The 22,685-nt window shown below is 29.1% G+C and carries 20 protein-coding genes; 13 read left to right on the top strand and 7 right to left on the bottom strand.

Annotated features, from left to right (window positions below):
* The first annotated feature begins 12 nt into the window (after positions 1 to 12).
* Complete coding sequence (locus H3N56_RS13170; protein ID WP_185881635.1) at positions 13 to 1,020, top strand: electron transfer flavoprotein subunit alpha/FixB family protein; 1,008 nt, start codon at positions 13 to 15, stop codon at positions 1,018 to 1,020.
* A gap of 71 nt (positions 1,021 to 1,091) precedes the next feature.
* Entirely contained in the window at positions 1,092 to 2,483 is a 1,392-nt protein-coding gene (locus H3N56_RS13165) for a short-chain fatty acid transporter (protein ID WP_185881634.1), read from the top strand.
* A 44-nt stretch (positions 2,484 to 2,527) separates the two neighbouring features.
* Here the strand turns inward: H3N56_RS13165 and H3N56_RS13160 are convergent, their stop codons facing one another.
* The 3 genes from H3N56_RS13160 to H3N56_RS13150 form a co-directional block, all read right to left on the bottom strand.
* On the bottom strand, positions 2,528 to 3,346 hold the full coding sequence (locus H3N56_RS13160; RefSeq protein ID WP_185881652.1) for a hypothetical protein: 819 nt from the start codon (positions 3,344 to 3,346) through the stop codon (positions 2,528 to 2,530).
* A 141-nt stretch (positions 3,347 to 3,487) separates the two neighbouring features.
* Positions 3,488 to 4,174 (bottom strand): queuosine precursor transporter, encoded by a 687-nt coding sequence (locus H3N56_RS13155; protein ID WP_370521089.1) that lies wholly within the window; start codon positions 4,172 to 4,174, stop codon positions 3,488 to 3,490.
* 11 nt (positions 4,175 to 4,185) lie between these two features.
* Positions 4,186 to 5,151 (bottom strand): nucleoside hydrolase, encoded by a 966-nt coding sequence (locus H3N56_RS13150; RefSeq protein ID WP_221893506.1) that lies wholly within the window; start codon positions 5,149 to 5,151, stop codon positions 4,186 to 4,188.
* Positions 5,152 to 5,717: 566 nt separating this feature from the next.
* On the opposite strand from H3N56_RS13150, the gene H3N56_RS13145 reads away from it, so the two are divergent.
* Complete coding sequence (locus H3N56_RS13145; protein ID WP_185881632.1) at positions 5,718 to 7,544, top strand: hypothetical protein; 1,827 nt, start codon at positions 5,718 to 5,720, stop codon at positions 7,542 to 7,544.
* Positions 7,545 to 7,567: 23 nt separating this feature from the next.
* Positions 7,568 to 9,079 carry an ABC transporter substrate-binding protein gene (locus tag H3N56_RS13140; RefSeq protein WP_185881631.1) on the top strand — a complete coding sequence of 504 codons (1,512 nt, stop codon included), beginning with the start codon at positions 7,568 to 7,570 and terminating at the stop codon, positions 9,077 to 9,079.
* Between the two features lie 17 nt (positions 9,080 to 9,096).
* Here the strand turns inward: H3N56_RS13140 and H3N56_RS13135 are convergent, their stop codons facing one another.
* A complete protein-coding gene (locus tag H3N56_RS13135) occupies positions 9,097 to 9,789 on the bottom strand; it encodes a hypothetical protein (RefSeq protein WP_185881630.1) in 693 nt (230 codons plus the stop codon).
* A complete protein-coding gene (locus H3N56_RS13130) occupies positions 9,776 to 10,519 on the bottom strand; it encodes a ParA family protein (protein ID WP_185881629.1) in 744 nt (247 codons plus the stop codon). The genes H3N56_RS13135 and H3N56_RS13130 overlap by 14 nt, the downstream gene beginning before the upstream one ends.
* A gap of 148 nt (positions 10,520 to 10,667) precedes the next feature.
* Between H3N56_RS13130 and alr the strand changes: the two genes are divergently transcribed.
* Together alr and H3N56_RS13120 are read left to right on the top strand one after the other, a co-directional pair.
* Complete coding sequence (gene alr, locus H3N56_RS13125) at positions 10,668 to 11,720, top strand: alanine racemase (protein WP_185881628.1); 1,053 nt, start codon at positions 10,668 to 10,670, stop codon at positions 11,718 to 11,720.
* A gap of 79 nt (positions 11,721 to 11,799) precedes the next feature.
* Positions 11,800 to 12,735, top strand: a complete 936-nt coding sequence (locus H3N56_RS13120; protein ID WP_185881627.1) for a hypothetical protein — start codon at positions 11,800 to 11,802, stop codon at positions 12,733 to 12,735.
* Positions 12,736 to 12,785: 50 nt separating this feature from the next.
* Here H3N56_RS13120 and H3N56_RS13115 read toward each other — a convergent pair whose 3' ends face one another.
* A complete protein-coding gene (locus tag H3N56_RS13115; RefSeq protein WP_185881626.1) occupies positions 12,786 to 14,171 on the bottom strand; it encodes an APC family permease in 1,386 nt (461 codons plus the stop codon).
* Positions 14,172 to 14,335: 164 nt separating this feature from the next.
* Between H3N56_RS13115 and H3N56_RS13110 the strand changes: the two genes are divergently transcribed.
* Positions 14,336 to 16,789 (top strand): cation-translocating P-type ATPase, encoded by a 2,454-nt coding sequence (locus tag H3N56_RS13110; protein WP_185881625.1) that lies wholly within the window; start codon positions 14,336 to 14,338, stop codon positions 16,787 to 16,789.
* A gap of 27 nt (positions 16,790 to 16,816) precedes the next feature.
* Here the strand turns inward: H3N56_RS13110 and H3N56_RS13105 are convergent, their stop codons facing one another.
* A complete protein-coding gene (locus H3N56_RS13105) occupies positions 16,817 to 18,166 on the bottom strand; it encodes a 2-hydroxycarboxylate transporter family protein (protein WP_185881624.1) in 1,350 nt (449 codons plus the stop codon).
* Between the two features lie 204 nt (positions 18,167 to 18,370).
* Between H3N56_RS13105 and H3N56_RS13100 the strand changes: the two genes are divergently transcribed.
* From H3N56_RS13100 to citD, 6 genes are all read left to right on the top strand, one after another.
* On the top strand, positions 18,371 to 19,021 hold the full coding sequence (locus H3N56_RS13100) for a GntR family transcriptional regulator (RefSeq protein WP_185881623.1): 651 nt from the start codon (positions 18,371 to 18,373) through the stop codon (positions 19,019 to 19,021).
* A 116-nt stretch (positions 19,022 to 19,137) separates the two neighbouring features.
* Positions 19,138 to 20,523 carry an oxaloacetate decarboxylase subunit alpha gene (locus H3N56_RS13095; RefSeq protein WP_185881622.1) on the top strand — a complete coding sequence of 462 codons (1,386 nt, stop codon included), beginning with the start codon at positions 19,138 to 19,140 and terminating at the stop codon, positions 20,521 to 20,523.
* 15 nt (positions 20,524 to 20,538) lie between these two features.
* Positions 20,539 to 20,874 carry an OadG family protein gene (locus H3N56_RS13090; RefSeq protein WP_185881621.1) on the top strand — a complete coding sequence of 112 codons (336 nt, stop codon included), beginning with the start codon at positions 20,539 to 20,541 and terminating at the stop codon, positions 20,872 to 20,874.
* Positions 20,875 to 20,883: 9 nt separating this feature from the next.
* On the top strand, positions 20,884 to 21,234 hold the full coding sequence (locus tag H3N56_RS13085; protein ID WP_185881620.1) for a biotin/lipoyl-containing protein: 351 nt from the start codon (positions 20,884 to 20,886) through the stop codon (positions 21,232 to 21,234).
* A 24-nt stretch (positions 21,235 to 21,258) separates the two neighbouring features.
* Positions 21,259 to 22,377, top strand: coding sequence for a sodium ion-translocating decarboxylase subunit beta (locus H3N56_RS13080; RefSeq protein WP_185881619.1), 1,119 nt, complete (start codon positions 21,259 to 21,261; stop codon positions 22,375 to 22,377).
* 17 nt (positions 22,378 to 22,394) lie between these two features.
* Positions 22,395 to 22,676: a citrate lyase acyl carrier protein gene (gene citD / locus H3N56_RS13075; protein ID WP_185881618.1), complete on the top strand. Its 282-nt coding sequence runs from the start codon at positions 22,395 to 22,397 to the stop codon at positions 22,674 to 22,676.
* Positions 22,677 to 22,685: the final 9 nt, after the last annotated feature.

Raw genomic sequence — 22,685 nt, 5'->3', positions numbered from 1 at the left:
AAGGAGAGTATCATGAATTTAAATGAATATAGAGGAATACTTGTATTTGCAGAACAAAGAGAAGGTATTTTAGAAAATGTTGGACTTGAATTAATTGGAAAAGGTAAGGAACTTGCAAAATTATTAGATGAAAAAGTGACTGCTGTTCTTTTAGGACATAATATTGAAAATCTTGCTAAAGAACTTCTAGCATACGGAGCTGACGAAGTTGTTGTTGTTGATGCTAAAGAGCTTGCAATCTATGATACAGAGGCATATACTCAAGCTTTCTCAGCAATCATAAAAGACAGAAAACCTGAAATAGCTCTAGTTGGAGCTACTACAATAGGAAGAGATTTAGGACCAAGAATTTCATCTAGAATACAAACTGGTTTAACAGCTGATTGTACTTCTCTTGAAATTGGAGATAACAGAGAACTTCTTATGACTAGACCAGCTTTTGGTGGAAACTTAATGGCTACAATCATCTGTCCTGATCACAGACCACAAATGTCTACTGTTAGACCTGGAGTTATGCAAAAAGAAGTAAGAAATGAATTAAATCAAGGAATAATCTCTCATTTCCCAGTTCAATTTGATAATAGTAAAATGAAAGTTAAAGTTCTTGAAATTGTAAAAGAAGAAAAAGAAAAAGTAGATATCAGTGAAGCAAATATACTAGTTTCTGCTGGAAGAGGAGTTGGAAATAAAGAGAACTTTGTCAAACTAGAAGCTTTTGCAAATGAAATAAATGGAATTATGTCAGCTTCTAGAGCTCTTGTAGATTCAGGAATTATTGGTCACGACAGACAAGTTGGACAAACAGGAAAAACTGTAAGACCAAATCTTTACTTCGCTCTTGGAATTTCTGGAGCTATACAGCATTTAGCTGGAATGGAAGAGTCTGAGTATATAATTGCGATTAACAAAGATAAATATGCCCCTATTTTTGGTTCAGCTGATTTAGGAATAGTAGCAGATTTAAATAAAGTTACACCACATTTAATTGAAGAAATAAAAAAATTAAAAGCTTGTAGATAAAAGCAAATTCAAAAAGAGAAGAATTTTAATCATTCTTCTCTTTAATTTTATAAAATTATGGAGGAAAATGAATGGAACAAAGTAATTCAATTGAACAAAATAGAAAAATTGGAATTTTTGGAAAATTTACACAAATTTGTGTTTCTTTAATGCAAAAATATTTACCAGATGCATTTCTTTTTGCTGCTATTCTTACTTTTATCGTTTTTATCATGGCAACTACTCTTACTAAACAATCTCCATTAGCTATGGCTAATTTTTGGGGAAATGGTGTTTGGTCTTTACTTGCTTTTTCCATGCAGATGGTTGTTGTTTTAGTTTCGGGACATACTTTAGCTACTGCTCCATTTTTTAAAAAAATTTTAAACAAACTTTCTGATATTCCAAAAAATCCTAGACAATCAATAATGGCTGTAACACTTGTATCAAGTGTTGCTTGTATCTTAAACTGGGGATTTGGACTTGTAATTGGAGCAATTTATGCAAAAGAGCTTGCTAAAAAGATTAAAGGAGTAGATTATAGACTTCTTATAGCTTCTGCATACTCTGGATTTTTATTGTGGCACGGAGGAATATCAGGATCAATACCACTAACACTTGCATCTGGAAACCTTGAAAAAGCAACTGCTGGTGCTCTAAGTTCTGGAATAAGCACTTCAGAAACTATTTTTTCATCTTTTAATCTTTCTATACTTGCAATACTATTAATAACTATGCCTATTTTGAATGCAGCTATGCATCCAAAAAACAAAAATGATATTGTTACTGTAGATCCAACACTTTTTGATAATGAAGAACCACAACAACAATTATCGAGAGAAAATATGACACCTGCTGACAAAATGGAAAATAGTTCTATTATAAATATATTAATTGGAATATTAGGGTATGTTTATATTATTAATTACTTTGTTACAAAAGGTTTTGATTTAAATCTTAATATAGTTAATTTAATTTTCTTGGTAACTGCAATAGTTTTACACAAGACCCCTAAGAACCTTTTAAACGCAATATCAAATGCTACAAAGGGAGCTTCTGGGATTATACTTCAGTTTCCATTCTATGCCGGTATAATGGGAATGATGACTGGTGCTAATATCGAAGGTGTTTCTCTAGCTGGATTAATCTCAGAATGGTTTATCAGTATGTCTGGTCAATTGTCTTTCCCTGCGCTTTCTTTTTTGAGTGCTGGAATAGTTAACTTCTTTGTTCCTTCTGGTGGTGGACAATGGGCTGTTCAAGCTCCTATAATGATGCCAGCTGGTAAAGAACTTGGTATCAGTGCTGCTAGAACAGGAATGGCGATAGCTTGGGGAGATGCATGGACTAACATGATTCAACCTTTCTGGGCTTTACCTGCTTTAGCTATTGCTAAACTTGGAGCTAAGGATGTTATGGGATATGGAATAGTTATACTTCTTTATTCAGGAATAATAATTACTCTTTCTCTAACTTTTCTATAAAAAAAAAGACTGAACTTTGAATTTCTCTTAGTTCAGTCTTTTTTTTAAAATAAGTATTCTAATCCAATCTTATAAATCGGAGTAATTGTATGCTTCATAAAATTTTGCATTTCGTCTTGAGAATCTCGAAATTCAAAATTTTCATATTCTATTCCAGCTAATAAATTCAACTCATTCTTTCCATTTTTATATAGATTAAAACTATTTATTAAAGCTAGATTAAATTCTTTTTTTATCTTACTTACAGGAAGTGCTGCTTTAAACTGTAATTTTAATTTGTATATTTCATTAAATGAATATGTACTAGCAATTCCTAACCGAAACGAAGTCCATCCAAATGTTCTCCTACTAGAAATAGAATTTCCATTAGGAATTGTTCCAGTAAATTTATAATCAAAATCTGCAATTAAAAATTCTACTAAAGGAGTTATTTTAAATTTTGTACTTAATATATAATCGTATTCAGCACCAAATATATAAGATGTATATTCATGAGAGCTATCAAATTTTGTATTTTTTGGAATATATGTGTTATGAGTTATCAGATCATTATCTATGGTTTTATTCCCATCAAATGTGATATATTTACTTGCTGCATATATTGATATTTTTTCCCATTTTGCCTTTAATTCAATTTCTGGATAGTCTATATTATCAATACCCATTTCATCAAATTCTGGACGTCTTATACTAGAACTTCCATCTTTTCCACCTCTGGGAATTTGAACAAATCCATCTATATTTCCAAAATTATGAAAATATTTTACTGAATATTGCTTTGGCAAAGATAATTCTAAGGAATAACTATTTTGAAATAATATTACTAATCCTATAGAACTTAGTATTTTTGTTTTTAATAACATACACATCTCCCCATTAGAAATTTTGTCTGTAAAATGTTAACAATATATTTTGTTATTCTAAGAGGAGTTCATTTTTAATATGTTAACTTATTTTTTTTTACGAATTAAGTTAACGTATTCCTTTTTACTATATGAATGGAACTAACAAATACTTTTCTCACCATCTATTTTTGTTGCCCAGTATAAAAATGGAGTATCAAGGGCAGCTACTATCCACTTTAAAATATATGTGCTCAAGAAAATTTCAAACATAACATTTAGAGGAAAAACTCCTGTAAATGCCATTCCTGTAAATAAAATATTATCTACAAGTTGACTTATCATTGTACTTCCATTATTTCTAATCCATAAGTGCTTTGGAAATTTATTTTTTAAAACTTGGTAAAGATATACATCCAAATATTGAGAAATTCCATAGGCTATAAGTCCCGCTATCATAAATCTAGGAAATAAACCAAAAATTGATTTTAAACTATTAAACATTCCTAAACCATCTGTTTCAGGTACAAAATATAATGCTAGGTTAATCATAAAAGTAACAACTATATTTGTAAAAAAACCTATCCAAATAGCTTTTTTAGCATCTTTTTCTCCATATTTTTCAGAAAGAATATCTGTTACTAAAAAGGCACTTGCATAAGGAATATTTCCCAAAGAAGCATGAAGTCCAAATAATTTAACAAGAATTATTACTTCTATATTAGCTATAAACATAGAAATTGGAATCCATATAAAAAGACCTACTTTTCCAAATGTTTTATAAGCTCCTATTACTATTAAAAAACTTACTAATAATTTTACAAACCATAAAATTTCATTATAAAAAATAAAATCACTCATTAATATCCCTCCAAAACAATGGTATTAGTTTTTATATTTTCAGGAAAAATTGTATTAAAAAAGAGTTCAAAGAATTTTTTCTGATTAACTTTTGTATTTATATGCACGTTATTATTTCGATTATAAAAGCCTCCGACATCTATTAATGATTGTCCTATAGCCTTTCCATCTTCAACGCACTCTAAATGGCTTAAGAAGCCTTCACATAATGTTTCATCTAACAAATATCCAATAACTAATGGGTCATTTATAACACAACCTAATATTTTTTCTTGTTTCCAATGAAAATCTACATAAAAATTTGTTATATTATATATAAATATTGAAATAGGATTATTCATTTGTTTTAAATATTCTCTATAATTTGGAGTTAAAACAATTTTTCTAGTTACATCTAAAGGTATTAAATGAATTGGTGTTTTTACATTTTCAAAAACAATATTTACAGATTCGGGATCAACCCAGTAATTAAATTCTGCGACTTGTGAACAATTTCCATTTGTTTGGAATGCTCCTCCCATAGAAATTATTTTTTTAGCTTTATTCAAAACATTAGAATCTTGTTTAACTACTTTTGCTAAATTAGTTAATGGTCCAAGTGCTATAATTGAAATTTGATCGTCTTCATTTAAAGTTTTTAAAATATAATCAATAGCATTACCTTTAATAATATTTTCAGGAAGTTCTATCTCCTGTAGTATTTCTCCAAGACCATCTATCCCATGAGTATCTTGAGCTGTTATTAATTCTCTTTTTATAGGTAAATTATCTCCACAATAAATTGGAATATCTTCTCTTCCTAATAATTTTAAAACTTTATAAGCATTAATTGCTCCTAATTCAACTGGAACATTTCCAGCACAAATTGTAATTCCTATAACATTTAACTTAGTAGATTTTATAGCAAAAATCAAAGCTAAAGCATCGTCTATTCCTGGATCACAATCAATTATAATTTTTTTCAATTTAATTCTCCCTTTTTGGGTTCCAAAAAAACAAAAAATCCCGGTAAAAACCGGGCATAAAAAACTATAGTATTAGTTATCTATTGCTGGTTTTTTTTTAAGATGGATCTCCCAAACATCTTGATTTATTTATTTTATATAGTGATTATTATATCATACACATAAAGATTATTCAAGAGATATTAACATTGTTATAGTTGTTTAGTATTGTTTAATATTGTTTATATTGTTAGTGCAAATAAATAAATCAAAAAAAAGACTCTTAAACTCAATAGTTACAAGGGTTAGATTATGTGTTCAATATAAAAAATTTATCCCCATCTAATACCAACATATTTCTACATCTAATACCAACACTTTCTACATCTAATACCAACACTTTCTACATCTAATACCAACACTTTCTACATCTAATACCAACATATTGGTAAAATAGGCATATTTCTACATCTAATACCAACAAATTCCTTGTAATTTCCCGGAAGTTAAGGTAAAATTGTATAAAAACAAGTAAAATATATACATATAAGAATAGATGTTGGTGTCTGAAGGGGATAAAATAAAAAATGGGGAAAAAAAATAAAAATGATTGGATGTATCCACAGGTAATTGATAATGGAGAAGTTGAAATAATAGAAGAATTCCTTGAATTACCAGAAGAGAAAATATTAGCTGAAGCTGGAAATAAATTAATCAGATTTGACATGAATATGATAGAATATCCACTTTTTAGTAAAAATAGAAAAAGAAAACCTAATCAAGTAGTTATATATTATTTTAATCAAAGGAAAGATAAATATATTGAAGTTAGACCAACTTCTGGTGATTCAATTCCAGGAGAATTAGAAGAAAGAATTTTTATTGCACTTACAAAGATAATGAGGGATAAAAAATATGGAATTGAATTTATAGTTTCTGCTAGTGAAATATTAGATAATTTAAATGTTGAAAATAGAGGAACAAGACAAACTTTATTAAAACAAATAAAGGGTTCAATAGCAAGATTAAGCCAAACTTCATATACTTTTAAAAATACACTTTATTCAAACACAGAAGGAAGTATAGTTGAGGATACTATTCTTACAAATATAATGAACGTTAGAATTATAACTAAAACTAAAGCAAAAGGCGGAGAGACGGAGTATTTTAGGGATGGAAGAATAAGTGAAATCTATAAAATTTCATTATCTCAACCTTTTTATAACAACATAGTTAGAAAAGGTTATTTAGTATATAATTCTGAACTTTTATTAGAAATGGGAAGTCCAATAACTAGAGCAATTTATCTTTTAATTAATAAATGGAGATTTAATAGATTACATATAAAAGAAAAGTTAGAAGTTTTAATAAAGAGAATTCCATTAAGTTTTGACAAAAAAGTTATAAGTAGAAGTGCATCTATAATTGAAAAATCTTGTAAAGATTTAAAGGAAAAGGGTCTTATAGAAAATTTTAATATTATTAAAGAAGGTACTTGGGAAACAGCTGAAATAGAGTTTTTTTTCAATGAAGAACATAATTTAATAAAACAAGATAACTTTTTTCAAGATAGAAATCAATTTAATAATTTGATGATTAGTTTTACAGAAGAGAAGAATATAGAAGAAAATTCTGAAAAATTAGAAGAAACTGAACGAGTTTTAGATGAGATATTCTCTCTTTTACCTGAAAAAGCAAAAACTTTAAAAACAATGCCTAAAACTATTATGGATATGATAAAAATTTACGGATTGGAAAAAGTTAAATTGGCAGCAAATTATACAAAACAAAACAGTACTTTAAGTATTAGGACGTATTTTATAAATTCTCTTGAAAAAGATTGGATAGCAGATTTTAAATTCCAAGAAAAGAAAAAACAACAACAATCTCTTAAATTTCAAATGCTACAAGAAGAAATAGACAAAGAAAAAGAGAGTGTTGAAAAAGAGCAACAAGAATTAGATGAATTAAAAATAAAATATAGAAATCTTTCAGAAAAAGAAAAGAAAAAAATAGAACAAGATGCTTTAAAAGATTACTTATTAGAGGCTGGAAACGAGTCTTCTACAGTAAAAAGGGCTTTTACATTAGGAAAACTTTCGATAATTGCAAAATATTTAGATAAAATTAAATATTTTACGGATTTAAATATTCTAGAAATAGTAGAAGATAAAATAGAAGTAGTAATAGATAATAAAAAATATTTATCACAGGATGAAATAAGAAATGAAATAAGAACTAAGAGTATGAATTATTCAAACATCTTTTTCTTTGGAGTAGAAGAAGAGACAACATTACTCCTTGAAGTTGGTAGAATTTTATTTAACCAGTATGATCAAGCAAAAATTCAATCTGAAGATATTGACGTAATAGTTAGACGTGCTATACAAGAGTTGAAAAAAGAAAAAAAATAGAAAACTAGGAGAAAAAAGAATAAATGAAAAAATATCTTATAGTACTTATTCTGGTTGTAGTTGGAATAGTATTATTAATTAGAGAAATAATTCCTGAGCATAAAAAAAATAATTTTATAATGGTGGCTCAAGGATTAAAACCAAAATCTTTAGATCCACATCTTTATAATGAGTTTTCGACATTGGCGATAACTGAGCATGTGTTCAATACATTAGTAACTTTAAATGATCAAGGGAATATAACTCCAGAATTAGCTGAAAATTGGGAATATATTTCAGAAAAAGAAATACTTTTTAATTTGAAAAAAAATGTAAAATTTCATAATGGAAAAGAAATGACAGAAAAAGATGTAGTTTTTAGTTTACAAAGAATGTTAAAAAAGCCAGGAAGTCAGACAATAGTTAGTGATATAGAGTCAGTTAAAGAAGCTGGAAAATATAGAGTTTTAGTTAAATTAAAAAATCCCTCGGCCCCCTTACTTTATAATCTGACAATGCCTTTAGCTGCTATTTTAAATGAAGAATATAGTTTAGAATCAGAAGAAAAATCTTCTCTATCTCCGATTGGAACAGGTCCATTTAAGATTAAGAAATGGAATAATGGCGAAAATATAGTTTTAGAAAAATTTCATGACTATTATAAAGGTTCACCGAAAATTGATGGAATAATATTTAAAGTAATTACAGAAAATAGCAGTAGATTGGCAGCACTTGAAACAGGTGATATTGATATTGCATATGCTATATCGCCAATAGATTTTGATACTATAATAGAAAATCCAAAATTAAACTTACTTCACAAATTGAGTACTACAACAGAATTTATATCTTTGAATGTTATGAAGGAAGGATTAAAAAATAAAAATTTAAGAAAAGCTATACATCATTCAATAAATAAGGAAGGTATCTTGGAGGCAGTTTTTCTAGGACGAGGAAAAATTGCAAAATCTCCTATAAATCCTTCAATTTTTGGAAGTTATCAAGAGTTGGAGGGATATGAGTATAATCCGTCAAAAGCAAAAGAAATATTAAAAGAAGAAAATTTAGAGAATTTAAATTTAAAAATATGGACTAGTGAAAATATTTTAAGAGTTCAGATAGCTCAAATTATACAATCTGACTTAAAAGATGTTGGAATAAAATCAACAATAGAAATTGTTGATTTGGGTACATTCTTGCAAAAGACATCTTCTGGAGCTCATGATATCCTTTTAACAGGCTGGGTATTAGGTGCAAGTGATTCAGATGCGGTAATGAGCGCATTGTTCCATACTTCTTCAATTGGGAGTGGTGGGAATAGAAGTTTTTATTCGAATATAGAATTAGATTCTGAACTAGAACTTGCAAGACATACAAATGATTCAGAAAAAAGAAAAAATCACTATAAAAAAGCGCAAGAGATTGTAGCTGATGATAATCCAGTGATTCCGTTGATTTATAAAATTGATGGAATTGGAGTAAATAAAAAAATAAAAAACTTTCAATATAATAAATCGACTATGAGAAATTATTATGAGGTTATGGAAAAAGAATAAAGAGATGGCTTGATTTTTCAAGCCATCTCTTTATTAATTTCTTGTTCTAGTAATAGAGCTTTTTCTATAAGATTTTTTAATTCCAATTCTTTAAGTTTGATTTCTTTTTTTAAATTTTTTAATTCTAGCTTTTTATATATTAATTCACTTTCTAAATCGTTTGAAATTTCGAGCACGCTCGAAATTTCAAACTGTTCTCTTGCGTTCTTTATTTCCAATCCTGTTTTTAATTCTCCACTTAAAACTTTTTCAACAATCATTTTGGGAGTTTTTTTATTTATAACTTCCTTAATAGCTCTGTCAGAAAGCACTAAAATATTATCTTTAAATTTTGGTTCAGATAAACAAAGTTTATATCTTCCACTAAAAAGATAGACTTGATCCTTAGTTAATCCCAAAGCAGTATACCATTTTACAAATGATGTTAAATCAGAATCATCAGTTGAATATTTAGAAAAAATTCCTCTCGCTCTATTAAGATTTTCTCCAATTTTAAGAGCCGTATCTCCTAATTTTTTACCTTGAAATAACATATCTTTTTCTATATCTAAAAGATTTTTTTTGTCTTCTGTTGAAATCTCTAGAGTTTGATAATCAAAATTTATAGAAGAAATTCTAATTTCCTCTTGTGTTATAGTACTAACTGCTATATTTGCATCTTCAAAATAGTCTCTTTTTTTTCTGTCTTTTAATCTATTAAGCTTTGACATCAAGAATCACCTGTGCAACTTTAAAGTAGTCTTTTGCACCATTTGAATTTTTATCATATTTAAAAATAGAAACTTTTTCAATTCCTAATTCACTAAGTTTACTATTAATTCTAATTGGAGGAAGTAAATTTTTATGTTCTTCCTGTAAAGTTTCATAAACTTCTCTAGATATATTTTTTCTTCCATCTAATTTAGTAGGTAAAATTCCTAAAATTTTCAAATCTGGGTTAAGTGCTTTTATTGGAGTCCCTAATGTAGCCAAGAGAAGCTCTAATCCCTCTAATGAGGCCAATTCACATTCGCATGGGATAATTAAGTCTGTTGAAGCAGTAAGAGCGTTTAACGTAAATACAGATAGACTTGGTGGACAATCTATAAGGATATAGTCATAAGAATCTTTTAAACTTTCTAAAGCAGTTTTTAATTTAAATTCTTTTCCATAATGACCATTTAATTCTAGTTCAGAAGTCGCTAATTTTATACTACTGGGAATTATATCAAACTCCGTTTCTTTTAAAATACATTCTTCAGGAGTTATTTTATGAAATAATAATTCAGTAGAGGAATTTTCTATATTTTTATCTGTTGATAAAAATGTAAGAGTCCCTTGTGGATCTAAATCTATTAAAAGTATTTTTTTCCCAAAATTAGAAAGAGCAGCTCCAATAGAATGAGTGCTAGTTGTTTTCCCAACTCCACCTTTAAAATTTAATAAAGATATTATCTTCATAATTTATCCCCCCTACATAATAAAAAAATCTATATTCTACCTTAATTTTATCATAAAAAATAGAAAATATAAAGAAATCCTTTGCAAAGATAATTTAAATAAGCTATATATCATAGTAAGAAAAAATATAAAAAACGGGGGGATAAACATGTATAATTTTAAAATAAAACTTAATGAAGAGAATTTGATTCATAACTATGAATATCTAAAAAATTCAAAACAAAAGGAAATTTTAGCAGTATTAAAAGCAAATGCTTATGGTCATGGAATAGAACCCATTGCAAAAATTTTATCAAAAAATGGATGTAGCTATTTTGTTGTAGCTAGATTATATGAAGCTCTAAAAATTTTTAATTTAAAATTATCAAATGTTAAAGTTTTAGTTTTGGAAAGTATAGAAAATTTTGAAGATGTATTGGAGAATGAAAACTTAGAACTTGCAGTAAATAGCTATCAGGATTTAAATAGATATTTATCTAATGGGATAAAACCAAATAGACTACATATAAAGTTAGAATTTGGATTTAGTAGAAATGGTATTGAAATAGAAAAATTAGAAGAATTAGTTAGAATTATAAATCAAGAACATATAACTTTTAAAGGGATTTTCACTCATATTTTTGCAGCCAATTATGAAGATTCCTTAACATTAGAAAAAAATTTTAGAGAAGTAGTAAGTAAAGTTGGAGTAGAAAATTTTGAGATAATTCATTTGCAAAATAGTGCAGGAATTTTAATGATAGAAAACGATATTTCAACTCATTTAAGATGTGGAATTTTACTATACGGACTTCAAGAATTAGGATTTTATGATGAAAATCTTAAACAAGTATTCAGTTTGGAGGGAGAGGTAGGAGGAATAAATCAAATTGAGGGAAAAAAGTATATAGGTTATGATTTACAAAAAGATCTTCAAATGGATGAGTATAAATATATAGCTAAAATAAAGTTAGGATATGGTGATGGATTTTCGAAAAAAAATTGCAATAGCAAATGTATTATAAATAATAAGGAGTTTAGAATAGTACAAGTAAGTATGGATACTACTTTTGTTGCAGTTGATTCATCCGTTAAGGTAGGGGATAAAGTTTCAATATTTAAAGATCTTAAAGTTGCATCAAGTCATTTAGAAATGCCGCCTTATGAATTTATTCCCATGATAAATGAAAGAATTCCAAGAGTAATAGGATTCAAAAATTGATTAATAAAGAGGATTTTTTCTTCAAATTAAGTATCTTTAATTCAAGACAACATTAAATAAAGATATTTGGAGAGTTATTATGATTGATCAAACAAAAACTATAGTATTAAAAGTATTAAATTTTTTTAAAAATTCAACGGTAAATGGAATTAAACAATATGACTATTTTTCAAAGAAGAAGATAAGATTTATTGCTTTTTTACTATCCATAGGGATTTCAGGACTTCAAATTTATGAAACTGATTTGGTTATACAATCTAAAGAGTTCATTTGGAGTCTAATAGTAATGACCATATCTCTGTACTGTGTACTTGATCCATTTTTATATTATTTCAGATTAAAATTCATAAATTTTTTTAAAAAATATCCCCTATATGCGATTGGAATATTATTTTATTTTAGTTTTTTAGTTTCAATTTTACAAGTTTTAGGAGAAGCGGTACTTTCAAGGAGCATGGATAATTTTATAGTAAAGCTACTTCACATAATAATTATAGTAATTTCTATAATTGTAATTATTATGATAATTATGCAACAATTTATTACTGTAATCTTCAATAAAAGAGAAGTAAAACAGATAGACATACTGATGATTTTTTTAACCTATTTTGCAGTAGGATTTGCGTATTCTTCTTTATTTCATATATTTGATATAATTTCTAGTGAAAAATTATTTAACGGATTAAAGAAGATGGAAGAATTTGATTTTGAAATATATTTAAATTATATTTATATAAGTTTTGGAGCTCTTACTACAGTAGGATCAGGGACTATAACAGCAGCAAATATTTGGATAAGATTAATGACTGTTCAGGAAACTATGCTTGGAATTTTTATAACTAGTTTTTCTTTAACATTTATTTTTTCTGTACTTGGAAGTGGAAACTTGACTCCTCCTAATGGCACAGATGATAAAAAAGAAGGAGAATCAATTATATATTCTGAACATTTCTTTATAACATTTTTTAAAAAATTAAGAGAAAATTTAAAAGAATTAGAAAATTATGGAAAATAAAAAATTCTCCTCAAGTATAAATTAAAATACTCGAGGAGAATTTTTTATTGCTATTGAACTTTCTTTTTATTCTCGTCTGTAAAAAAATCTCCGATTAAAAATGGCGCTACAAAGGCACAAAAGAATGATACAGTTAAGATAGAAATATACAATGTATACTGATCTTTTGGTACACCACCTGGTGGAATAAAACATAATCCAATAACTCCAATAGTAGTTAATAATCCAATTAAAGGTACAAAGATTTTAAGCTTTACAGGCATAGTAAATAATTTTGGAGCATTAGGTTGAGTTTTATTTAATTTAAAATAAGTTAAGAAAATTAGAACATATACACAACAGTAAATAGAAACATCTAAATAAACAGCTATTAAAAATGCTATATTTCCAGATTTAGACATGGATAAGAATATTCCTAAAATAGTTAAAGCAATCAATTGAACCCACAAAATATAGATAGGAGTTCCTTTAGAATTTTGATATCCAAATTTTTTAGGTAAAAGATTAGTGTTGGCACTACTATTAAGAGCTAACGCTGGACTAATTTGCCAGTTGCTTGTTTTAATAAGCATACCAAATACAACAAGCATTCCTAAAATTTTTACAATATATAAAGGGATACCATAGTAATTAAATAGAAAATCATATACTTCTATAAAACCACTACTTAAATTTATTTGATTAGTTGGAAATATTAATGCAATTGCTCCACTTCCAACTAAATTTGCTAGAATAGCAGTTATTACTACTATAAGGATAGCTTTAGGAAAATTCTTTTTTACATCAACTAGTCTTTTAACAAAAGGACCACTTATTTCAATTCCTGTTAAACAAGAAATATACGGAATAAGAGCTAAGAAACTTTGTAAGTCAAATTTTGGTATCAATCCTTCTACAGTAAAAGGAAAAGCGGGTGAATGTCCCTGGAAAATATAAACTAATGAAAATATAAAAAGGGCAAACACCGGAATCATTATACAGAACCAAAATCCAAAAGCTTCCATATCTATCAAAAATCGCGGCTTAATAGTTTCTATGACTATTAATAATAAGTAAAAAGCAATAGCCGTTAATAATTGATAAATTGGATTTGTATTAAGCTCCTTAAATCCTATACAGTAAGCAAATGTTCCAACTGTAAAATACAGCATAGGAAGAGTCATAACTATCGCTTGAAACCATTGCCAAAATACAGCAGCTAAACCAATTTTTTTTCCATAGGCAGCTTCAACCCAAGTAAAGACATTTGTTCCCCAAGGTCCTGTAGTTAATTCACCAACAACCAAAGCGACTGGAATAAAGAAAAAGAAAATAGAAATAAGCAAAAGGACAAAAAGAGCACCACCATTGGCTGCTAATACAGCTAAATTGGACGTTGTAAATATCGAAGAAATCGCTAAAGCTGTAAAAGCGACTGGTCCTATCATTTTATTCATATTAAATTCACCCCTTAAGTTTTAATTATCATAATTTTACTTGAAAAAAAATTTATTTCCTCTAATTATTAATTTAGTTTTCATTGAAGGTATTTAAAAAGATTTAAGTTAGTTGTTTAGAATATTAAACAAACAAATAAATTCTAAAGATAGAAGGGAGATTTATGGCTAAGTTTAGTGGGTTTTCAAAAGAGTATTTAGGTCTTTCTAAGATTGAAATAGAAGAGAGTAAAAGAAAATTTGGAGCCAATGAATTATTTGAAAAGCCAAAATTAAATTTATTTGAAAAGTTAATTTTAGCTTTAAGTGAACCTATGTTTTTGTTACTATTTGGAGCCGCATTTATTTATTTTATTTTAGGAGAATATAAAGATGGAATAATAATGTTTTTCTTTATTTGTATAATCTTCGGAATTGATTTTTATCAAGAATGGAAGACAGGAAATGTTTTAGAAGAACTAAAGGAACTTTCATCTCCTCAGATAAGAGTTATAAGAGATGGGAAGTTGGAAACTATATTATCAACAGAAATAGTAGTAAAAGATATAATAATTATAGAAGAAGGAGAAAAAGTACCTATTGATGGAAAAGTTTTAGAGATGTTTGATTTGGGTGTAGATGAATCATTACTAACTGGAGAATCGGATATAGTTTGGAAAAAACTATTTTCAGATATTTATGCTGGAAGTATTGTAATTCAAGGAAGTGCGGTAGTAGAGGTATTATCGGTTGGAAAATCGACTCAAATTGGGAAAATAGGTCTGGAACTTACTGATATGAAGTCAGATTCAGAAACATTAGAAAAAAAAACAAGAAAACTTGTAAAAATTATAGGAAGTATAAGTGGGATACTATGTATTTTTATATTCTTTCTTAATTTTTATAAAACAGAAAATTTTACTGAAAGTTTGTTACTGGCGATAACTCTTGCTATGACAGGAATTCCTGAAGATTTCCCAGTTATATTGACTGTGTTTTTAGCCATGGGGGCTTGGAGATTAGCTAAAAAGAATGCATTAGTTCGTTCAGTTCCAGTTGTAGAAGTTTTGGGTAGAGTTACTGTGTTATGTGTCGATAAAACAGGAACTTTAACAAAAAATAAAATGACTTTGAAGGAGTTAAAACCAGATAAAAAAATATCTGAAAAAGAGTTTATATATTGGTCTTCTTTAGCTTGTGAGACAGAACCTTATGATCCAATGGAGAAATCCATACTCTTAAAAGCTGTAGATTTTGGGTTAAATAAAGATGAAATTTTTAAGTATCCTTTACTTGAAGAGTATCCATTTAATCCAGAAAATAAATACATGGGTCATCTATGGGAAATATCAAATGAAATATGTTTAGCTGTTAAGGGGTCTCCAGAATCAGTAATTCCTTTATGTTATCTTAGTGAAAATGACAAAAATAACTTTATAGTTGAATACGAGAATCTTTCTAAAAAAGGATATAGGGTTTTAGCTGTTGCTAGAAAAAGAAATCTAGAAAAAATACCTATCAAGATTAAAGAAGTTCAATTAGAGTTGATTGGACTTCTTGGATTTATGGATCCACCTAGAGAGTCTGTAATAGAAGCTATAGAAACTTGTAAAAAAAGTGGGATTAGGGTCGTTATGATAACTGGAGATAGTGACTATACGGCAAAAACAATTGGAAAGATGATAAAAATGGAAAATTGGGATAAATCTGTTACAGGAAATGAAATAGAAAAGTTAAGTGATAATCAGTTAGAAAATTTGATAAAAGAAATTGCTATTTTTTCAAGAGTTATGCCTAAACATAAATTAAGAATAGTCAATGCTTTCAAAAAGAACGGAGAAGTAGTTGCTATGACAGGAGATGGAGTTAATGATGCAACGGCTTTAAAAGCTGCAGATATAGGAATTGCTATGGGGAAGAAGGGAACTGGTGTTGCGAAAGAAGCGGCATCTATGATTTTATTAGATGATAAATTTTCTACGATTATAGAAACAGTTGAAGATGGAAGAAGAATATTTGAGAATATTCAAAAATCAATAGGATATGTTATAGCGATTCATATACCTATAATGCTAATGGTTCTTATGGGACCGATTTTTAATATTCCTATTATATTAACTCCCGCAAACGTCGCCCTTTTAGAAATAATAATAGTGCCAACATGTTCTATAATTTTTGAAAGACTTCCTTCTGAAAATAATCTTATGGATCATCCTCCTAGAACAAATTCAGATTCTCTTATAGGCTCTACGTTAGTATTAAAATCAATTTTTCAAGGTATGGGAATATTTGTTATAACATTTTTATCCTATTTATGGTTTATAAAAAATGGTCATAAAGTAGAATATGCTCGTTCATTTATACTAATTTTAATTTCTGTTTCGAGTATGGTGCTTGTATATGTAAACTATTCAGACTCAACATCCGCAATAAAATCTTTTATTAGTATATCTAGAGATAAAGTTATTTGGATTATTAATATATTTCTTATACTAATAATGTTATTTATGATTTATACAAACATTGGAAATGGGATTGCCCAAACATGTCCGTTATCTTTTCTAGAATTAATATCTGCAGTTTTATTAGCTTTACCCACTGGATTATGGTGGGAATTAAAAAAACAGTCTCTATTTTAAAATAGAGACTGTTTACTAAATTATGAATTATGCAAATAATCCAAATATTACAGAACCAAGTATAAGCATCATAGCTCCACCGATTCTAGATGAAATTTGTGCGAAAGAGATAAGAGCCATTCTATCTGCAGCTCCAAGAACTGCGATATCTCCTGAACCTCCTCTATTAGCCATACAAAGTCCAGCTGTGATTGCTGCTTCAACAGGATAGAAGTTCATTTTTCTTGCAACTAACATAATAGCTGAAACTGCTCCTAATACTATAGCAATTGCTATTGCTAAGTTTGAGAATGTTAAAGCATTTATTATTTCTTGTACATCTGTTCCAAATCCTACTGCAGCCATTAAAACCCAGATAGTGAATTTAGAGAAGAAGTTTTGCATATTTTTAGCTCCAGCTTTGATTCTAACTGGAACAAAGTTAGCCATATTTAATATTATAACTACTATAACTAAGAATGCCAATCTATGAATTTCAAAAGGCATTTTGAAACTTTGCCAAACTATAGCTGAGATATTAGCAATCATTGCTACTATTCCTGTAAAGAAAAGAGCTGCTGCAAATTCTTTTTGTCCAACATTTTGTGCTTCTTCTTCTTTTTCTTCAGCAACGTCTCTAGCAGTAGCTATCATAAGCTCACCGTTTCCAGTAAGGTTTGGCTTCTTAAATCCTAACTCTTTTAAAAGAGCTCCAGTTAAGATAGCAACAACGTTAGCTATTGTAAGTATTGAGATTGCAAAAGCAAACCAAGTTTTTGGATCTCCACCAGTTTTTTGAGCCCACATTTCAGCCATTGGTATAGCTCCAGCTCCAGTTCCTCCACCCATGATAGGTAGAACATAGTTCATTACTATATCCAGAGGTGCTTTTCCGAAGACTAATCCAACTAATATTCCACCAGCCATTGCACCAGCAACACCTATAAGAATAAGAGGAATATAACCAACGATTGATTTAATTAGAGTTTTTCTGTTTACAGTTAAGATTGATCCAACTATAAGTGCAGGAATAAATATCTCTAAAAAGTTTACTGGATTCGCATCGTAGAAAGTATCGATTGACTTAAGTACAGGTGCTGGAACAAGTTTATAAGTTCCCATTACTGCTGACATGAAGAATACTAGTACAGTTCCTCCACCGATGTAATCATTCCAGAAAGGAATTCTGTCTCCAATTTCTCCAAATAAAATTCCGAATACTGCTAATATTGCTAGTACCGTTAAGAAATTTGGTCTTAAAAATGCTGATTCTTTACCGCCAAAAGGCATGTAAACCACTACTAAAACTACAAATAACATTCCTAGGAATATAGGTAATGTTAGTCCACCCCATTTGAACTCTTTTGTGTCAAAAAGTTCTTTAAAATTCTTTGCCATGTATTTCACTCCTTCTATTTGTACATATACAGTATCCTGTATACAGTATTATTACTATATGAGGATACTTTATTTATTTATTTTTGTCAACTACTTTATAAGAATTAAAAAATAATTTTATTATAAAGTTAAGTCTTTGAAAGGTCTTGATTTTAAATATCTTAAATGTTATACTCAAAATAACAGTAAGGGGTGAAATTAAAGATGATGATTCAAAAGATAAAACCTATGAGAGAACAGGTTTATGATAAACTAAAAGATTTAATTATAACGGGAAGTATTAAGCCGAGTGAAAGAATTATAGAGTTAGATTATGCTGAAAAATTTAAAATTAGTAGAACTCCAATTCGTGAAGCAATTAGAATGTTAGAACTAGAGGGACTGGTAGAAGTAAGTTCTAAAGGTGGAGTTATAGTAAAAGAAATAACAGAGGCTGATATAATAGAGATTTATAAAATTAGGATTGCTTTGGAAGGGGTAATCATACAAGAGATAATTAAGAGAGATACTTTTGATATAAACAAATTAGAGAAGCTTTTGGATAAAACAATGTCATGTATGATAAAAGATGAGAATTCAAAAGAAGTGATAAAATTATTTACAAATTTTAATTCAGAGTTTTATGCTATTTCTAAACTTCCAAGAGTAATAGAGATGATAAAGAATTTAAATCTTTATTTAATGAAGTTTCGTACAATAAGTATAACTGATAGCTTTAGAAGAAAAATTGCGTATCAGGAACACAGAGATCTTATAGAAGCGATAAAAAATAAAAATTTAGAAAAGGCGTTGGAAATAAACAAGAAACATTTAGAAGATTCAATGAACTTTATTCTAAATGCTATAAATAATTAAAAAGCTGGGATTAATCTCAGCTTTTTTTTTGTTGACAAATGAAAAAAAAAGTAATAATATTTAACAATATAGTTGTATACAGTATACAAAAAAATAAAAATAAGGAGTGAGTTTCTTTGAATAAGCTAAAAATAACTGAAACATGTTTAAGAGATGGACATCAATCTCTAATAGCTACGAGACTTAAAACCGCAGAAATACTTCCAATTTTGGAAACTATGGATAATGCTGGTTATTACTCTCTTGAAGTTTGGGGTGGAGCAACGTTTGATGCGTGTGTTCGTTTCCTAAATGAAGACCCTTGGGAGAGGTTACGTGAAATTAGAAAAAGAGTCAAAAAAACAAAATTACAAATGTTGTTAAGAGGTCAAAATTTACTTGGATATCGTCATTATAGTGATGATGTTGTTGAGAAATTTGTACAAAAATCAATTGAAAATGGAATTGATATCATAAGAATATTTGATGCACTAAACGATTTAAGAAATGTAAAGGTTGCAGCAGATGCGACTAAAAAATATGGTGGACACTGTCAACTTGCTATTTCTTATACAATAAGTCCAGTTCATACTATAGAATATTATAAAAATTTAGCCCAAGAAATTGTAGCAATGGGTGCTGATTCAATTGTTATAAAAGATATGGCCGGAATTCTTTTACCTGAAGAAGGATATAAATTAATAAAAGAAATAAAGTCAGTTATCAATATACCTCTTGAGCTTCATACACACGCTACAAGTGGAATTGCAAGTATGCTATATCTAAGAGCAATAGATGCTGGAATAGATATAATAGATACAGCTATTTCAACTTTTGCAGGTGGAACATCTCAACCAGCAACAGAATCTATAGCTAGAGCATTAGCAGGAACTGAGAGAGATCCACAATTAAATATGGAATTGTTAAAAGAAACAGCTGAATATTTCAAGCCTATTAGAGAAAAGTATATAAAGGATGGAACATTAAATCCACAGGCTTTATTTACAGAACCTAGTATTCTTGAATATCAACTACCAGGTGGAATGTTATCTAACCTTGTATCGCAATTAACAGCACAAAAAGCTGCCCACAGATATGAAGAGGTTCTTAGAGAGATTCCAAAAGTAAGGGAAGATTTAGGGTTCCCACCTCTAGTAACACCATTGAGTCAAATGGTTGGAACACAAGCTGTATTTAATGTACTTTCTGGTGAAAGATACAAACTTGTTCCTAAAGAAATAAAAGATTATGTAAAAGGATTATATGGAAAATCACCAGCTCCGATGTCTGAAGAAGTTAAAAAGAAAATAATAGGTGACGAGGAAGTATTTACTGGAAGACCAGCAGATCTTATTCCACCAGAATTTTCTAAGTTAAAAGAAGAAATTGGAGATCTTGCTCACTCAGATGAAGAAGTTTTAACTTATGGAATGTTTCCACAAATTGCTAAAACTTATTTAGAAGGTAAATATGCTCCTGCAAAAGAAGAAGTAAAAGTTCAAACTATAAATATAGTATTTTAATTGAAAGGGGAAATAATGAATAGTAATATATTTGGCGGAGACGGAATGATCTCTCTAAACAGTTCACTGTACATAACCTTTGTAAGTATGGTCATAGTTTTCTTTGTGTTAATATTGATATCAGCAATACTTTCACTTTTTAAATATATTCCGGCTGAAAAGGTAGAGATTAAAAAATCTGGAACTAATGCTCCAACTCCTGCACCAGTTGCAGTAGCAGAAAAAAGCTTCAATCCAGAAGATATAAAAGATGAAAAAATGTTAGTTGCTATGATGGTGGCCTCTATAGAAGCAGCATCAGATGACGAAAATGCATATATAAGAGTAAAATCAATAAAAGAATTAAACTAGGAGGAGAAAATGATAAAAGTATATAAGATTAAAGTAGCAGATAAAGTTTATGAGGTTGAAGTTGAATCAATATCTGAAAAAGAGGGAACAATTCAAACACCTAAATCAACAGCACCAGCAGCAGAAGCTCCAGTAAAAGTTGGAGAGGGAACAAAAGTTGAAGCTCCTATGCAAGGTTTAATTGTTGATGTATCTGTAAAAGTTGGTTCAGTTGTTAAAGCTGGAGATGTTTTAGTTGTATTAGAAGCTATGAAAATGGAAAATGCAATAGTTGCCCCTGTAGCTGGAACTGTAAACCTAATAACTGTTTCTAAAGGAGATACAGTTGACGGTGGTACAGTACTAGTTACAATAGCTTAATGAAAAATAGAAAGGAGTCATAAAATGGAATTATTCAAAACTCTTTATCTAACTACTGGTATAGCTATGATTAGCATGGACCAGATAATTATGATAATGGTTGCATTATTTTTAATATATTTAGCAGTAAAGAAGCAGTATGAACCATATCTTCTACTACCAATATCATTTGGTATGTTGCTTGTAAATTTACCTTCTCCGATAGGAGAAGGACTTATGGAAAAAGGTGGATTACTTTATTACCTATATCAAGGGGTAAAACTTGGAATTTATCCTCCACTTATTTTCTTGGCTATCGGAGCGAGTACAGATTTCGGTCCATTAATTGCTAATCCTAAGAGTTTACTACTTGGAGCTGCGGCTCAATTTGGAATTTTCGGAGCTTTTATAGGTTCGATATTACTTGGATTAAATGGAAATGAAGCAGCTTCGGTTGGAATAATCGGAGGAGCGGATGGTCCAACAGCAATCTATTTAACATCTAAACTTGCTCCTCATATGCTTGGACCAATTGCGGTTGCAGCTTATTCTTATATGGCCTTAGTACCAGTTATTCAACCTCCTATTATTCGTCTATTGACTAATAAAAAAGAGAGACAAATTAAAATGGTACAATTAAGAAATGTAAGTAAACGTGAGAAAATTCTTTTCCCAATAGTTGTAACAATAGTTGTTGTAATGTTAATTCCATCATCAGCTCCATTAGTTGGAATGCTTATGCTTGGAAATTTAGTTAAAGAATGTGGTCTTGTTCCTAACTTAGTTGAACATATAAAAGGTGCTATGCTTTACTCTATCACTATTATATTAGGAGTAACAGTTGGAGCTACTACAAGTGCATCTGCATTTTTAAACCTAGCAACAATTAAAATTATTGTATTAGGACTATTTGCATTCTCATTTGGAACTGCAAGTGGAGTTCTTTTTGGAAAAGTTATGTGTAAATTAAGTGGTGGAAAAGTAAATCCTATGATAGGAGCTGCAGGAGTAAGTGCTGTACCTATGGCTGCTAGAATTGTACAAAAAGTTGGTCAAGAGGAAAATCCAAGCAATTTCTTACTGATGCACGCAATGGGACCAAACGTTGCTGGAGTTATCGGTTCAGCAGTTGCAGCTGGAGTTCTTCTAGCAATGTTTAAATAGATAAAGGGAGGAATAAAATGGAGTTAAAAGTAAGAGCTGCCGCCGGAACTTTAGAGTCAAGCGACATTCATATTATTGTGGAACCTGGGGTTTCAGGAATTGAAATAAACCTAGAAAGTGCTGTTATGGCTCAATTTGGAGACAGTATTAAAGCAGTTATAATGGAAACTTTAAATGATTTAGGTGTAACTTCTGTTAGAGTTATAGCTAATGACAAAGGTGCTATTGATCCAGTTATTAAAAGTAGAGTACAAACAGCAATATTAAGAGCCGCTGAAGTTAAAAACTATAAGTGGTAATAGGAGGAA

Origin of the sequence: Cetobacterium sp. 2A (assembly GCF_014250685.1) — a bacterium.
Lineage (GTDB): Bacteria > Fusobacteriota > Fusobacteriia > Fusobacteriales > Fusobacteriaceae > Cetobacterium.
The sequence above is the reverse complement of the archived record's forward strand: the minus strand, read 5'-3'. Positions and strand labels throughout refer to the sequence as shown.

Bases quoted from the DNA above. Each gene is read 5' to 3' on its own strand.
- H3N56_RS13170 (WP_185881635.1), top strand. From the start codon at position 13: ATGAATTTAAATGAATATAGAGGAATACTTGTATTTGCAGAACAAAGA.
- H3N56_RS13165 (WP_185881634.1), top strand. From the start codon at position 1,092: ATGGAACAAAGTAATTCAATTGAACAAAATAGAAAAATTGGAATTTTT.
- H3N56_RS13160 (WP_185881652.1), bottom strand. From the start codon at position 3,346: ATGTTATTAAAAACAAAAATACTAAGTTCTATAGGATTAGTAATATTA.
- H3N56_RS13145 (WP_185881632.1), top strand. From the start codon at position 5,718: ATGGGGAAAAAAAATAAAAATGATTGGATGTATCCACAGGTAATTGAT.
- H3N56_RS13140 (WP_185881631.1), top strand. From the start codon at position 7,568: ATGAAAAAATATCTTATAGTACTTATTCTGGTTGTAGTTGGAATAGTA.
- H3N56_RS13135 (WP_185881630.1), bottom strand. From the start codon at position 9,789: ATGTCAAAGCTTAATAGATTAAAAGACAGAAAAAAAAGAGACTATTTT.
- H3N56_RS13130 (WP_185881629.1), bottom strand. From the start codon at position 10,519: ATGAAGATAATATCTTTATTAAATTTTAAAGGTGGAGTTGGGAAAACA.
- alr (WP_185881628.1), top strand. From the start codon at position 10,668: ATGTATAATTTTAAAATAAAACTTAATGAAGAGAATTTGATTCATAAC.
- H3N56_RS13120 (WP_185881627.1), top strand. From the start codon at position 11,800: ATGATTGATCAAACAAAAACTATAGTATTAAAAGTATTAAATTTTTTT.
- H3N56_RS13115 (WP_185881626.1), bottom strand. From the start codon at position 14,171: ATGAATAAAATGATAGGACCAGTCGCTTTTACAGCTTTAGCGATTTCT.
- H3N56_RS13110 (WP_185881625.1), top strand. From the start codon at position 14,336: ATGGCTAAGTTTAGTGGGTTTTCAAAAGAGTATTTAGGTCTTTCTAAG.
- H3N56_RS13105 (WP_185881624.1), bottom strand. From the start codon at position 18,166: ATGGCAAAGAATTTTAAAGAACTTTTTGACACAAAAGAGTTCAAATGG.
- H3N56_RS13100 (WP_185881623.1), top strand. From the start codon at position 18,371: ATGATGATTCAAAAGATAAAACCTATGAGAGAACAGGTTTATGATAAA.
- H3N56_RS13090 (WP_185881621.1), top strand. From the start codon at position 20,539: ATGAATAGTAATATATTTGGCGGAGACGGAATGATCTCTCTAAACAGT.
- H3N56_RS13085 (WP_185881620.1), top strand. From the start codon at position 20,884: ATGATAAAAGTATATAAGATTAAAGTAGCAGATAAAGTTTATGAGGTT.
- H3N56_RS13080 (WP_185881619.1), top strand. From the start codon at position 21,259: ATGGAATTATTCAAAACTCTTTATCTAACTACTGGTATAGCTATGATT.
- citD (WP_185881618.1), top strand. From the start codon at position 22,395: ATGGAGTTAAAAGTAAGAGCTGCCGCCGGAACTTTAGAGTCAAGCGAC.